The following is a 14,053-nucleotide window of genomic DNA, read 5'->3' as shown; positions in this document are numbered from 1 at the left end:
CCAGTCTACTGAAAACTCTGGTTGATAAAGTTCAGGGCATCCGGCAAACCCGTGCGCCAGTATTCCCAGGTATGACCCCCATTCCGGACCCGGTACTCGTGCGGAATGTTCACATCCCGCATCAGGTCATGCAATTCGGAATTGCCCCGGTAGAGCAGTAAATCATCGTCTCCGCAATCGAGGTAAAACCGGACGGCTTTCTTCTGCGCTTCCGGCATTTTCTGTACCAGATACAGAATGCTGTTCTGATTCCAGAAATCGGTGATGCGGTTTTCGCCTTCCTTCAACTCACCCATTGTGGAACGGTACCGGCGCAAATATTCCTGATGCGGCATTTCCTTAATCTGCTGATCGGTCCGAACGCCCGAGCTCAGGGCCGCACAGGAGCCGAACAAATCGGGATGGTGAATTGCATACAGGAGCGAACCAAAACCGCCCATCGACAAACCCGCTACCGCCCGAAACCGTTTCTCGGTCCGGCATCGGTACGTTTTTTCGATAAAAGGAATCAATTCTTTCATGAAGTAATCTTCATACTGGTATTTCCCGGCCACGTTGTTCATGTAGAACGTCATCTCGGCATCCGGCATCACCACAATCACCGGCGAGATTCGACCTTCTCTAATTTCTTTATCTACAATGGCTTGCATATTTCCCGACTGAAGCCAGGCGGTCTGGTCGTCACCCCCGCCGTGGAGCAGATACAAAACCGGGTAGGCTCGTTGGGACGTTTCGTAACCGGGTGGCAGGTAGAGCGCAAACTTCTTGTCTTTTTTCAGGAGCGTGCTCTTGATCGTCAGGTCGTCGAACACTTTGCTCTCCTGCGCAAAACCGGACAGGGAAACCAACAGGCAAATCAGCCAGAGAAACCGCATGAAAATCGAGGAGTTAAAGGTGAAATCCATCAAATTGGGAGCAATTTAGCGGTTTTCTGAGTTTCTTCCTTAACTTACTTCCCGTTCATCGCTCAATCAATCGAATACAACCATGAAACGTCTCTACTGGATTTTGCTGGCCTTGTTGCCGGTACTCACTCACGCCCAAACCCCCGATTCTACCTGGTTTAGAAACCACTACACCAAACAGGAAATTTACATTCCGATGCGGGACGGAACGAAGCTTTTCACCTCCATTTACGAACCCAAAGACAAGTCGGAAAAACACCCGATTCTGATGTCCCGAACGCCCTATTCCTGCGCTCCCTACGGCGACAAGGCCTACCGGAATTTCTACTCCAATCACTACAAAGAATACCTGAAAGAAGGGTATATCCTGGTGGTGCAGGATGTGCGCGGCCGCTGGATGAGCGAGGGCGTTTTTGAGGATATTCGCCCGTATAATCCGACCAAAACCGCTAAAACGGATGTCGATGAAGCCAGCGACACGTACGACACCATCGACTGGCTGGTGAAAAATCTGGCGGAGAACAACGGCAAAGTCGGTGTATTCGGCATTTCTTACCCCGGTTTTTATTCGACCATGGCGGCCCTCAGTAAACACCCGGCCCTGAAAGCGGTTAGCCCGCAAGCACCGGTGACCGAGTGGTTTAAGGGAGACGATTTCCATCACAATGGTGCCCTGATGCTCATGGATGCGTTCAATTTCTACATCCGGCGCGGTTTCGGAACGCCCCGCCCCAAACCCACCACCGTGGGTCCCAAAGGCTTCTCGCCCCCAACCAAAGACAGCTACGATTTTTTCCTGCGTACTGGCGCCATTCCGAACTTCACGAAGTATGCCGGTGACAGCATCCGTTTCTGGAAGGACCTCATACAACATCCGAATTACGACGCTTTCTGGAAGAGCCGCAATGTTGGCAACTTCGTCGGTGACATTGCCCCCGGCATTGCCACCCTGATCGTGGGCGGTTTGTTCGACGCGGAAGACTGCTACGGTGCCTGGGCAACGTATACCGACATTGAAAAAAAAGCCAAAAACAACAACAAAATCATCATGGGCCCATGGTTTCACGGGCAGTGGGCCGGGCGCGGCAGCGATGGTTCTTCGCTGGGCAACGTACAGTTCGGCAGCCCCACCAGCGAATGGTATGCCAGCAAAATGGAAGTTCCGTTCTTCAATTTTCACCTAAAAGGCAAAGGAAACATCGACCAGATTAAGGAAGCCAACATCTTTTTTACCGGCGAAAACCAGTGGCACCAGTTCGACCAATGGCCCCCGGTCAGCACCACCGAAACCGCCCTTTACCTGCAACCCAACGGAGCCTTGAACTTTACCAAACCGACCACCGCCACGCCCTCGTTTACGGCTTACGTGAGTGATCCGGCCAAACCCGTTCCGTACACGGACGGCGTCATCGTCAACCGGACCCGCGAATACATGACGGATGACCAGCGGTTTGCGGCCGCCCGCCCGGACGTGCTGGTTTTCGAAACCGATGTTCTGAAAGAAGATCTGACGCTGGCCGGACCGCTCACCGCCGATTTGCAGGTAAGCATCAGCGGCACCGACGCCGATTTTGTGGTGAAGCTGATCGACGTTTTTCCGGATGATTTCGAGTACAGCAAAACCGATCAATACCTGATGAACGGTTACCAGATGATGGTGCGGGGCGAGGTGATGCGGGGGCGTTTTCGCAACAGTTTTGAAAAACCGGTCGCTTTTGTGCCGGATCAGGTTACCACCGTCAAGTATACCCTGCCGGACATTGCTCATACCTTCAAAAAAGGACACCGGCTGATGGTGCAGATTCAAAGCTCGTGGTTCCCGCTGGTAGACCGGAATCCGCAGAAATTTGTGGACATCTACCACGCCAAAGACGCTGATTTCCAGAAAGCAACGATCAAAATTCACCACAGCGGAAAAGCCGCCAGCCGCATCGTGCTGCCGGTTTCGAAGTTGTAAAAATCTATGGTTTAAAGTTTATAGTTTATGATTTTTCGTTAAAGACAATCACCTCTATATCAACAACTTGGCTTTAATTAAAACCATAAATTTTAAACTCTAAACTCATCAAAATGACTTATCTGATCGTTATTCTAGCCTTATTGCTGCTCGGCGGGTTAATCTGGCACTACCGGCGACGGAGCCGCCCGATTAGCCCGCCCGCAGCGACGGATTACCGCCCGTTGTTGCAGGAACACGTCGCGTATTACCGCGCCTTGAGCGACGACGATAAAAAGAAATTTGAGGAGCGCGTCAACCAGTTTTTAAGTCAAACCCATATTGAGGGCGTCGGCACGACGGTCGATGAGCTGGATAAAGTGCTGGTGGCCAGCAGCGCGGTGATTACGATTTTCGGTTTCAAAGATTGGTCGTTCTACCGGCTGACGACGGTTTTGCTCTACGAGGACCGTTTCAATGCGGCTTTTGAAACTGACGGAAAAGAACGGACTATTCTGGGCATGGTGGGCGAAGGGGGCGCGTTGCAAAGCACGATGGCGTTGTCGAAATCGGCGCTCCACGAAGGCTTTGCGGATGAAGCCAGCACCGAGAACACCGGCATTCACGAGTTTGTCCACCTCCTCGACAAAGCCGACGGGGCCACCGACGGAACCCCACGGTTTTTCCTGGACCGCAACCACGTCAAACCCTGGCTGCAACTCATCCACGCCACCCTGGCCGACATCCAGGCCAACCGCTCCGACATCGACCCCTACGCCCTGACCAACGAAGCCGAATTCTTCGCCGTGGTGTCGGAATATTTCTTCAAACGCCCCGATTTGCTGAAGGAAAACCACCCGGAGTTGTTTGCAAGGCTGGAGGAGATTTTTCAGCAGAAGCTTGGGGATTAAGCTGGGGGGTTGTTTTTAATGGATTCGAGTATTTGGTTGAAGCGGGCTTCACTTATCTGCAACCGGACAAAACCGTCCAAAAATGGACACTTGCTTAAACCATTTAAGGGGTAAATAACTCTTTATCAACACTTTATTGTTCTGGTATAATCCTTGAGCGAACACGGGCAGACCATTAACCTCACTGCCGGTATGCTCCCAAATTACCTGAAAATCGCCTGGCGCAATCTCTTTCAAAACAAGACCTTGTCGTTTGTCACCATTTTTGGGCTCTCGTTGGGAATGGCCTTTGCCATTTTGATCGGCCTGTGGATCCAGTACGAAAGAAGTTACGATGCATTTCATATAAACCGGGATCGTCTTGCGATGGTCCAGCGGCACCAGGTCATCAATGACCAAAAAGTGACCGCCAACGGCGTCATGCTTCCGCTGTATGATGAATTAAGACTGAAGTATCCGCAGATCAAACGGGCTTCCCGCATCATCGGGCTGGAATCGAACCTGGTAACCGGCAACAACAAGTTCACGAAAAAAGGTGAATACGTAGATCCGGATTTTCTAAAAATGCTCACGTTTCCGCTGGTAAAAGGCGATCCGGAAACCGCATTAAAAGATCCCAATTCCATCGTACTAACCGAGTCGCTCGCCAAAGCCCTGTTTGGCACACACAACCCCATTGGGAAGATCGTAAAACTCGATAACCAGTATAACGTTCAGGTGAGTGCGGTGATGCAGGATGTTCCTAAAAACTCCTCTTTTTCGTTTGAGTACCTGGCCCCATTTGAATTTCTGGTGCAAAACAACGGCTATGTAAAAGACAACCGAACCAATTGGGGCAATAGCTTTCTTCAGACGATGGTCGAGCTACAAGAGGGCGTTTCAATGGACGGTTTTTCGAAAGAGATCGGTCTGCTGTTATCAAAAAAAGAAACAAAAATAAAACCGCAGTTTCTTTTTCTTCATCCGCTGGCCAGGTGGCGTTTATTCGATGATTTTAAAAACTGGACCAATACCGGTGGCCGCATCGAATACATCCGGCTATTCGGCCTCATTGGCGGTTTTATTCTGCTCATCGCCTGCATTAACTTCATGAATCTGAGTACGGCCCGGTCTGAAAAACGAGGAAAAGAAGTGGGTATCCGCAAGGCCGTGGGTTCCCAACGCAACCAGCTTATCGTGCAGTTCTTAACCGAATCCCTGGTCACTGCTTTCCTGGCTTTTTTCCTTTCCCTTTTTCTAATTCAGGTGCTGCTGCCCTACTTAAAGGACCTTGGTTTTGAAAATATCCGGTTCGATCTCAGCAATACCTCCTTACTGGCTTCCGTATTTGCCGTTTGCGTCGTTACCGGCCTTATTTCGGGAAGTTATCCGGCCCTGTATCTGTCTTCTTTTTTACCCGCCAAAGTGTTAAAAGGGGTTAGTCGGCAAGGCTCGAATGCGGTGAATTTCCGCAAGGTTTTGGTGGTTTCTCAGTTTGTTATTTCCATCGGCCTGATCATCAGCTCCGTAATTGTATTTCAACAGATCAATCATGCCAAAAACCGCTCGTTGGGGTACAGGGCTGACAATCTGATTAGCCTGACTGCCAGTGGAGACCTTTCAAAGAATTACAATGCCTTCAAACGTGATTTGTTGAATACCGGTCAGATTGAAGCCGTAGCCAAAGTATCGAGTCCCATGACGGCCGTACATAACGACTGGAACGGCTTTAGCTGGGAAGGGAAAAAACCGAATGAAAATCCAATGCTCGATTTAATCCTGACGGAATGGGATTATGAAAAAGCCGCGGGATTAAAATTTATAGCCGGCAGACCGTTCTCAAAGGACTATAAAACCGATTCGAACGCGGTCATCCTGAACGAGTCCGCGTTGCGTTTAATCGGTTACAAAAATCCGATTGGGAAGACCATCAAAGACGGCGATCGGGTATTAACAATTGTCGGAATTATCGAAAATGTGGTGATGCGCGACCCATTTAAGCCCGTTCCACCAGGCGTTATCCTATTTACGGCAGACTACTTCAGTGTGGTTTTGGTGCGGCTGAAGGCGGGTGCGGATTTAACGCAATCGCTGGCCGCTATGCAACCGATCGTCGAAAAATACGATCCCGCTGCTCCTTTTGACTATCGTTTTGTGGATGATGAATTTGAAAAGAAATTTGCTACGGAAAACCAGGTTGCCAAGCTAGCCGGAATTTTTGCCGGACTCGCCATTCTCATCTCCTGCCTCGGTTTGTTTGGATTAACGATGTTCATGGCCGAACGCCGATCCAAAGAAATCAGCATCCGCAAAGTATTGGGCGCATCGGTAACCAATTTGTGGTTACTCCTTTCCAGGGAGTTTATAGGGTTGGTAATCATAGCCTGCCTCATTGCTTCTCCGTTGGCGTGGTGGTCCATGAACCGCTGGCTGGAAAAATACGACTACCGGATTGATATCGGCTGGCCGGTTTTTGTCCTTGCGGGCTCAGCCGCGGTTATTGTTGCTTTGCTAACGGTCAGCACCCAGGCCGTCAAAGCCGCCATTGCCAACCCGGTTAAACGATTGAGAACAGAATGATTGCGTAGCGATAGTCTTTTCAGGATCAATCCCCCAAACCGGAATGGCAAATTTCGGTTTGGGGGATTGATCCTGAAAAGACTATCGCTACAGTTTCTGTATTTTCAGCGTAACCTGGCTCCCGCCCTGTTGTACCCGAAGAAAGAACAGGCCCGCCGGTTGTTGCCCAACGGATAGCGACTGACGCTCAACCGCTTTCGCCTGATCAATCTGGCGTTGACTCACCAGCCGACCACCCGCATCCGTCAGTTCCAAAAAAACCGCCTGGCCCTCGGCACCCCGGATTTCTACCGCTACCTGATCCCCACGAACCGGGTTGCCCAGAACCGTGACCTGAAGTTCCGGTTTCTGTTCGGCCGACAACCGGGCCGGGGCGCACTGGAATGCTTTGGGTGAACCTTTCAGCACAAAGTTCGACCCCAATACCCGCGCCAGCACCAGCGTCCCGTTGGTGACACTGCCCGGTGGCGTAAACTGATAGGCATGTGCGCCGTTGCCTTTGCCCGCGTCCTTCAGATCCTGGCGGTAACTATTGGCCAGCGTGCTGCCCAACACCGTGATGTTGCCCGGACTGGGTTCGAGGTAAAACTCCACCGTCAGCGGGGTGTTGGGTTTGTTACGGTCCCAGACCCAGCCTCGGATGCCTCCGCAATCCAGTTTGTCCAGATAGCCTTCGAAGCTGCCCGTCATTGTCGTGGTCGATGCCGGCTGGACAGTCAACGGGAAACTCACCGAGTTGGTCAGGTGACCATCCGTGGCCGAGTAGGCCAGCACAAAGGTGCCCGCTTCGGTTGGCGTCCCGCTGATGACCCGCGTGGTGGGGTCAATCGACAAGCCCTCCGGCAATCCGCTCAGGGCATACGTCAGCGCGTCACCATCCGGATCGGTGAAGGCCACCAGGGTTCCCGAGAAAGGAACGCCGACCTGGGCCACCACGGGCGTAATCAAAACCGTCGGCGTGGGCGGTTGCGGAGACCTGTTGCCCCCCGGTCCGGCGTTTCCCTGACAGATCAGGGCTTTCGGCGAATCTTTCAGCACAAAGCTGTTGCCCGTCACCCGCGCCGAGAGATTGTGGGGCAAACCGTCCTTGAGGATTTCGGGAATCGACCAGATAAAGGCGTGTTTTCCATTTCCCTTCCCTGCGTTCACCAAATCCTGCCGAAACTGGTCGGCCATCAGGGTGGCAATCACGTTCGCGCCGTCGAGAATGTCGATCGAAAGGACGGTATTGGGTTTGTTGCGATCCCAGGCCCAACCCCGGAATGTGGCGCAATCGGCTCCGTAGATGAACCCATCGAAGGAACCGGTGACGGTTGGAGCATTGACTACCACGGTTACACTGGCGGGATCGCTGGTACAGGCATTGGCAGTACAAACGGCCTGATAGACAAAGGCTCCAGGCGTGCTGGTGACAACGGTGATGGCCCCGGTTCCCGAAGAACCGCCCGGCCCGGTCCAACTGATCGTTCCTAAGCAATTGCTGGCAGTCAGACTAACCGCCGGATTCCCCTGGGTAACGGTGGTGCTGGTGAGATTGGGAACAGACGGAGTCACAGCAACGACCAGTTCGCTGGTGGCTGTAGCCAGTTGTTCACTGGCGTAGATCGTCAGAGTGAAACTTTGGGTACCCGAGCCACCGGCTACCAGCGTCTGGCTGAACGGATTGCTGCTGCTGGTGCCCGTCACCGGCGTATTGCCGTTGGTAAGTGTGTAGGCATAACTGCCCGTGACATTCCCGACTGTAGCGGTGAAGGTGACCGGATTTCCTGCGCAAACGGTGGCTGAACTGGCCGTAAAATCCGTCAGGCTGGGAACGGCAGCGACTCCCTGATAAACCAGTTTGACATCGTTGGCGGTGTACACAACCGTCCAGCCTGACGGAACGGTAGCGGAACTGAACGTTCCATTGAGCCCCCAGGGGGCCTTTAATAGGGTCACTTCATCGCCATTGGTTGGGGTATAGTTAATCGACACGGTTAACGTACCGCTGATGGTAGCGGTGTAGTTCACGGAAATCTGGTCATAATCGACACCCGCCGTGCCGGTTCCTTTCACATCGATTTCCAGGGTGCTGGTGCCAAAATCCCGGCTTCCGTTGAAACTGATCCAGCCGGGCGAATATCCCGGCGACAGCGTGCCGCCCGCGTGGAGAAAGTTCGCGCCATCGATGGAACCGGTGCCTTTGAAAACTCCGCCGGTTTTATTGGTGAAGGTACTGCCGAATGACTCATTGAAATGCGCCAGTAGTTTGTTGTCAGCCGGCGTCAATGCACCAATGGTAACGGTTCCGGCATTCGCAAAGTCTTCTTTTTCGATATCCAAACCGCCCAGAAAGAAATGGTCGATGTTGATTTGTCCCCCCGTTTGGTTGGCAAAAGCCGCCCGGTTGATGATACCATACTGCATCACAACCTTCTGGGCTCCGATGGTGAGGGTTCCGGCATTGGTAAAGGAAGCAGGCGCCGTCAGGGTGATATTGTGAAGCCCAACGTACGAGGAACGATCGATTTTGAGGTTTCCTCCTGTTATGTTGGAAAATGTGGCCTGATTCTCCAGACCCGTTGCTCCCACATTAGCAACCCCGCCGATGGTGATGGCGGCTGCATTGGTGAACGTTCCCAAACGGTTGTAAAGCCCAATTTCGCCGGAACGGTCAATCCGGATATGGCCGCCCGTTCCGGTATTTGTAAAGGAATGCTCATTTACAATACCATACTTCCCTGAACTTTCAGATTCAGCTGCTCCGATGGTGATGGCGGCCTCATTGGTAACCGTTCCTTTACCCTGGTCATTCGAAATTTTCGTATTGAAAATACCAGCTTCGGTGAAACGATCGATGCTGATGGTTCCTCCGGAATTGTTGAGGGGACCAACGTTGTAAATCCCGTACTCGCCGACACCAGCTACCCCACCGATGGTAATGGTGGCCGAATTGGTGAACGACCCCGAATGGCCGATATTGGAAGCGTTGTAAACGCCATTTTTGGTCGAGCGGTCAACCCGGATATGGCCGCCCGCATTCGAAAATACGCCGTAATTATAAATACCGTACTGCCCGATAGTTTCTGATCCGCCGATGGTGAGGGTCGCCGAATTGGTAAAACTTCCTTCGGCAATGTACACTCCGGCAGTCGTGGAGCGGTCGATGTGGATGTTTCCCCCGGCGTTATTCTTGAAAATACCGGCTTCCTGAACGCGAATGCCCACATATCCCACACCGGCAATTCCACCGATGGTGATGGCGGCTGCATTGGTGATTGTGCCGGCGATGAGATTGATCCCGTAGTTATCGGAACGATCAACAGCAATCGCTCCGCCCGAAGTATTGTTAAAAGTCCCCCGGTTTTCAATACCCGAGTGTCCCACTGCAGCGATAGATCCGATGGTAATCGTCGCCGAATTGGTAAAGGTGCCACTGATCGACTCGAGTTCGTCGGCATGGTTCACCAGCGCCCGCAGCGATGTCCGATCGATTTTGGTGGTTCCACCGGTATTGGTAAAGGTCGCACTGTTCCAGAGGCCGTGATACCCCACCGTGGCCTTTGCTCCGATGGTAAGGTCGGCCGCATTGGTGAAGGTACCGCTGGCGTGATAAAGCCCGGTGTCGGTCGAGCGGTCAATTCGGATATGCCCACCCGCATTGTTGTTGAAAGTGGCCTTATTCCAGACACCGTAAGCCCCCACGCTGGTGTTCGCGCCGATGAAGATGTTGGCGGCATTCGTGAAGGTACCGCTGATCGACTGGGCACCGTCCCCATTGTTCATCAACGCCCATTCCGAGGTGCGGTCGATGTAGATGGTCCCGCCGGGCGTGTTATTGAAAATGGCATCGTTCTTGATCCCCTGAAGCCCGACGCTGGCCTGTGCGCCGATGGTAATAGTGGCCGCATTGGTGAAGGTATCGGACCGGTGAAACAGCGCGGTGGTGCCATACCGGTCAATGCTGATTTGGCCGCTGCCCTGGTTGGTAAAAGCCGCCCGGCTGATCAAACCATACGTTCCCACAATCTCCGAGGCTCCGATGGTGACGGTTCCGGAATTGGTGAAGGTGCTGGCGGCCTGATGAAGTCCGACGTACGAGGAACGATCGATGTGGAGGTCGGCCCCCGCGTGGTTGGTAAAGATCGCCTGATTTTCCACGCCCGTAGCTCCGACACCGGCTACCCCGCCGATGGTGATGGACGCCGAATTGGTGAACGCCCCCGACGCGTTGAGAAGCCCGATTTCGCTGGTGCGATCAATTCGGATATGGCCGCCCGTGTGGTTGAACGTCCCCCAGCTCGACAAGCCATAATTTCCCGCCGGTTCTGTGGCCCCGATGGTGATTTCCGCTGCATTGGTGAAGGGACCGTCGGCGTGATAAAGTCCCGTTCCGCTGGTGCGATCGATGGTGATGGCGCCCCCCGCGTTGTTGAAAGCTCCCCGGGTTTCAATGCCCGCACTGCCGGCCGTCGTCGAGGTCCCGGCCGAAACGGTCGTGGCATTGGTAATGGTGATGGTGGCGGAATTGGTAAAGGTAGCGTTGATCGATTTCGCGGCTTCGGCATAATTTACCAGTCCCCGAAACGTCGCGCGATCAATGCGGATGGTCCCGGCGGTGTTATTGAAGGTGGTATTGTTCCAGATGCCGTGAAGTCCGATATCGGCCAGCACGCCGATGGCAATGTTTGCTTCATTCGTAAAAGTGCCGCTGGCCTGAAAAATTCCGGTATCGGTCGTGCGGTCAATGTGGATTTCACCACCGGTTTTGTTAATAAAACTTCCCTGGTTAATCATCCCGTATTTCCCGACGCTGGCGACCGCCCCCAGGGTCAGGTTGCCGCTGTTGTTGACGGTGCCCAGGTTGTTCAAACCCGCCGTGAACTCAGACGGGGTGCTGTATGTAGCAAAACCGTTGATGGTCAGGCTTCCGGACGCGTTGATGGTCAGCAAGCCACTGGCCTGAATGAGCACCGATTGGGCCAAAGCTGCCGTTCCGCCGGCAATGACGGGGTCGTTCGTTACGTCGGGAATGATGACGTCGTCGGCAGCATCCGGCACCCCCGCCGACCAGTTGCCCGGTTTTTCCCAGGAGGCATCGATCCCCCCCGTCCAGGTGGTCTGCGCAAACGCGCTGCTGGTTACCCAAATGAACATCGGAAGCAAAAGCCAAAACCGCCGGGTGGCAACTCTCCGTCGGGCGTTATTCATTGTATGATTCAGTATTGGTTCTCTCATTGAGTTTTCTGTTTTATTGACCACCGACCATCGACGGTTGCCAATGGTCGGTGGTCAATCGTCAATCGGCGGTATACAGCATGACATCTTCTACCCGGAATTTAACCAGCTCGATGACCTGCGCATTGGGCCTTAGCAGGGGCGGAATGGCCCGAAGTACACTTTCTTTGTTCTCAAAATCGTAGATAAACCACATTTTATGAACGCCGTCTTTACAACCCCAGTGCGCGTGGGAGATGATGTGCGAACCGGAGGTCAAAAAAACGTTAATCACTTTTTTACATTCCGACACCGTCTCCGAGTGCGGAATTTCAACGAGATAGGTTGGCATTTTTTTGAGTGTCTAGGGGTGAACAAAGATTCTACTTTCAACGTGGCTAAATCCCAAACCAGCGGGCTTTTCGGCTGGAGCCAAAATGGTCCTTATCAACGACCAGCATTTCGGAGGGTTCATGGTGAATCCCGTGGGGTTTGGGACCCGAGAAAAAATCGACATCTACCCGGCCAACCCGGCCTTCGCCAAATTCGATGTAACAGGAACCCGCACCCGTATAAACAGACGCGTTATCCTTCCCCCGAAACGAGGCAATGATGGAAGCGGCCGCAATTTTAGCCGCCCCTTCCGCAAAAACTCCGGCTTTGGGGGTTCCAACGCTGGTGATATCACCGATGGCGTATACGCCGGAAAACCGGGTGAGCAGATCCGTTTTAGTGACCGGAATCCACCCGTTTTCGGCCAGACCGCTTTCCAGAACCACCTCCGGAGCCACGTGCTTGGGAATCCCGAGGAATAAATTGTACGGCATTTCAGTGCCATCGTCCAGCATAGCGACCTGACGCGATGCGTCGAGCGAACGGACTTTCCGCTGGGGAATGAACTGGATGTGCCGTTCTTCAAACGCCCGGAGCAAGGCTTTCGACGTATCGGGAGACGGCGGAATGGGTGAGCCAAACGGCATGACGATGCTGATGGTGCAAGCGTCCCGCACCCCGCGTTTGAGCAGGTAATCATGCAGCATCAAAGCCGCTTCGCTCGGGGCGGGCGGACACTTGAACGGTGCTCCACATACGCCGACGATGGCGTGACCACTGGTAAACTGCGGAATCACGTTCCGCAACGTTTCGGCCCCGGCAAACGAATAATATTCATGGCCGCCTTCCGCCAGTCCCGGCGTGGCTGCCAGGTCGTAATCGGCGCCCAACGCAACCACCAGCACATCCGCGTCGTAGGTGGCATTTTGGGTGGTAACTTTTTTGGCAACCGGATCAATCGCCGTGATGGTTTCCTGCCTGAACCGGACACCCGGTTTGACCAGGTGACGGTACGGAATCTTGACCGCATCCGCCGGTTTTCGCCCAAACATCACATCCAGTTTGGAAAAACCGAAGAAAAAGGAATCGTGCTGATCGATCAACGTCAGATCCAGCTCATTACCGAGGGTTTCCGAAAGAATGGTGCTGAGTTCCAGGCCACCAAAGCCTGCTCCGAGTACCAGTACACGTAATTTCATGGTACGGTTTTTAGTGGACGGTTTGATTGGAAATCTCCTTGATGCGAACGCCAAATAGTTTGAAAGCCGCCGTCAGCGGCAGACAAAGACCGGTAATGGCAGAGAAGACAAAACTGATGGCCGGTACATACGCAAACCAGTGTACCGTAGAAAAACCGGTCAGGTAGATACCCAACCACAACATGGCGCCCGTAAAGGCAAACCATACCCGCATTGATTTAGGAGCGAACCACATTTCGTTGGAGGTTTAGCGTGTAAGACGGTTTCCCGTTTTCCCCTCGGCTTACGAGCCTGCCGGAGAGCCGAGGGGAAATGGGTTGCGTCACTTAGTTTCTGCCCGGTTGAGCCACGATGCGTAGGTACGGTTTGACGGTTTTCCAGCCATTCGGGTATTTTTCCTTGGCCTCCGCATCCGATACGGCCGGCACAATGATCACATCGTCGCCATTCTGCCAGTTGACCGGCGTCGCTACCTTATGAGCCGCCGTCAGTTGCATCGAGTCCAGCACGCGCAGAATTTCGTGGAAGTTGCGCCCGGTGGTCATCGGATAAGTCAGGTGCAGTTTGATTTTCTTGTCGGGTCCCACGATAAAAACCGTCCGGACGGTGTGGTTGGTAGCTGCTGTCCGGCCTTCGGACGTTCCGGGCTCATCGGCAGGCAGCATGTCATACAGCTTGGCGATGGCCAGGTCAGTGTCCCCGATCATCGGGTAGTTGACCGGATAGTGTTGCGTCTCTTCAATGTCAGCTTTCCATTTCAGGTGGTTCTCAACCGGATCGACGCTGAGACCCAGGACTTTGCAATTGCGTTGTTCGAAATCGGAAGCCAATTTGGCCATGTACCCCAATTCGGTGGTGCAAACCGGAGTAAAATCTTTCGGGTGGGAAAAGAGAATGGCCCAGCCGTCGCCAACCCAATCATGAAAATTCAGGGTTCCCTGGGTTGTTTCTGCCTGGAAATCAGGAGCGATGTCACCTAATCTGAGACTCATGGTGTTTGATTTTTTGAGGGTT

At 53.2% G+C, this 14,053-nt stretch carries 9 protein-coding genes; 3 read left to right on the top strand and 6 right to left on the bottom strand.

Annotation, left to right across the window (positions count from 1 at the left end; translation table 11 throughout):
- Positions 1-5: 5 nt before the first annotated feature.
- Positions 6-905, bottom strand: a complete 900-nt coding sequence (locus FH871_RS12550) for an alpha/beta hydrolase family protein (protein WP_229317251.1) — start codon at positions 903-905, stop codon at positions 6-8.
- Between the two features lie 82 nt (positions 906-987).
- Between FH871_RS12550 and FH871_RS12545 the strand changes: the two genes are divergently transcribed.
- From FH871_RS12545 to FH871_RS12535, 3 genes are all read left to right on the top strand, one after another.
- Positions 988-2,862, top strand: coding sequence for a CocE/NonD family hydrolase (locus tag FH871_RS12545; protein WP_138991773.1), 1,875 nt, complete (start codon positions 988-990; stop codon positions 2,860-2,862).
- Between the two features lie 113 nt (positions 2,863-2,975).
- The gene (locus tag FH871_RS12540) at positions 2,976-3,752 is read left to right on the top strand and encodes a zinc-dependent peptidase (RefSeq protein WP_138991772.1); all 777 of its coding nucleotides are present in this window, start codon (positions 2,976-2,978) and stop codon (positions 3,750-3,752) included.
- 192 nt (positions 3,753-3,944) lie between these two features.
- Positions 3,945-6,311: an ABC transporter permease gene (locus FH871_RS12535; RefSeq protein WP_138991771.1), complete on the top strand. Its 2,367-nt coding sequence runs from the start codon at positions 3,945-3,947 to the stop codon at positions 6,309-6,311.
- Between the two features lie 87 nt (positions 6,312-6,398).
- On the opposite strand, the gene FH871_RS12530 is transcribed toward FH871_RS12535, so the two are convergent.
- The 5 genes from FH871_RS12530 to FH871_RS12510 form a co-directional block, all read right to left on the bottom strand.
- Entirely contained in the window at positions 6,399-11,501 is a 5,103-nt protein-coding gene (locus FH871_RS12530) for a putative Ig domain-containing protein (RefSeq protein WP_171062833.1), read from the bottom strand.
- Between the two features lie 88 nt (positions 11,502-11,589).
- On the bottom strand, positions 11,590-11,859 hold the full coding sequence (locus tag FH871_RS12525) for a hypothetical protein (RefSeq protein WP_138991769.1): 270 nt from the start codon (positions 11,857-11,859) through the stop codon (positions 11,590-11,592).
- A 46-nt stretch (positions 11,860-11,905) separates the two neighbouring features.
- Positions 11,906-13,039, bottom strand: a complete 1,134-nt coding sequence (locus FH871_RS12520) for an NAD(P)/FAD-dependent oxidoreductase (protein WP_138991768.1) — start codon at positions 13,037-13,039, stop codon at positions 11,906-11,908.
- A gap of 10 nt (positions 13,040-13,049) precedes the next feature.
- On the bottom strand, positions 13,050-13,274 hold the full coding sequence (locus tag FH871_RS12515; protein WP_138991767.1) for a hypothetical protein: 225 nt from the start codon (positions 13,272-13,274) through the stop codon (positions 13,050-13,052).
- A 91-nt stretch (positions 13,275-13,365) separates the two neighbouring features.
- Positions 13,366-14,031, bottom strand: a complete 666-nt coding sequence (locus tag FH871_RS12510; RefSeq protein ID WP_138991766.1) for a peroxiredoxin — start codon at positions 14,029-14,031, stop codon at positions 13,366-13,368.
- Positions 14,032-14,053 lie beyond the last annotated feature (22 nt).

This window comes from Larkinella sp. C7, assembly GCF_006149005.1.
Lineage (GTDB): Bacteria > Bacteroidota > Bacteroidia > Cytophagales > Spirosomataceae > Larkinella.
This window is presented reverse-complemented; position numbering and strand designations above follow the sequence as displayed.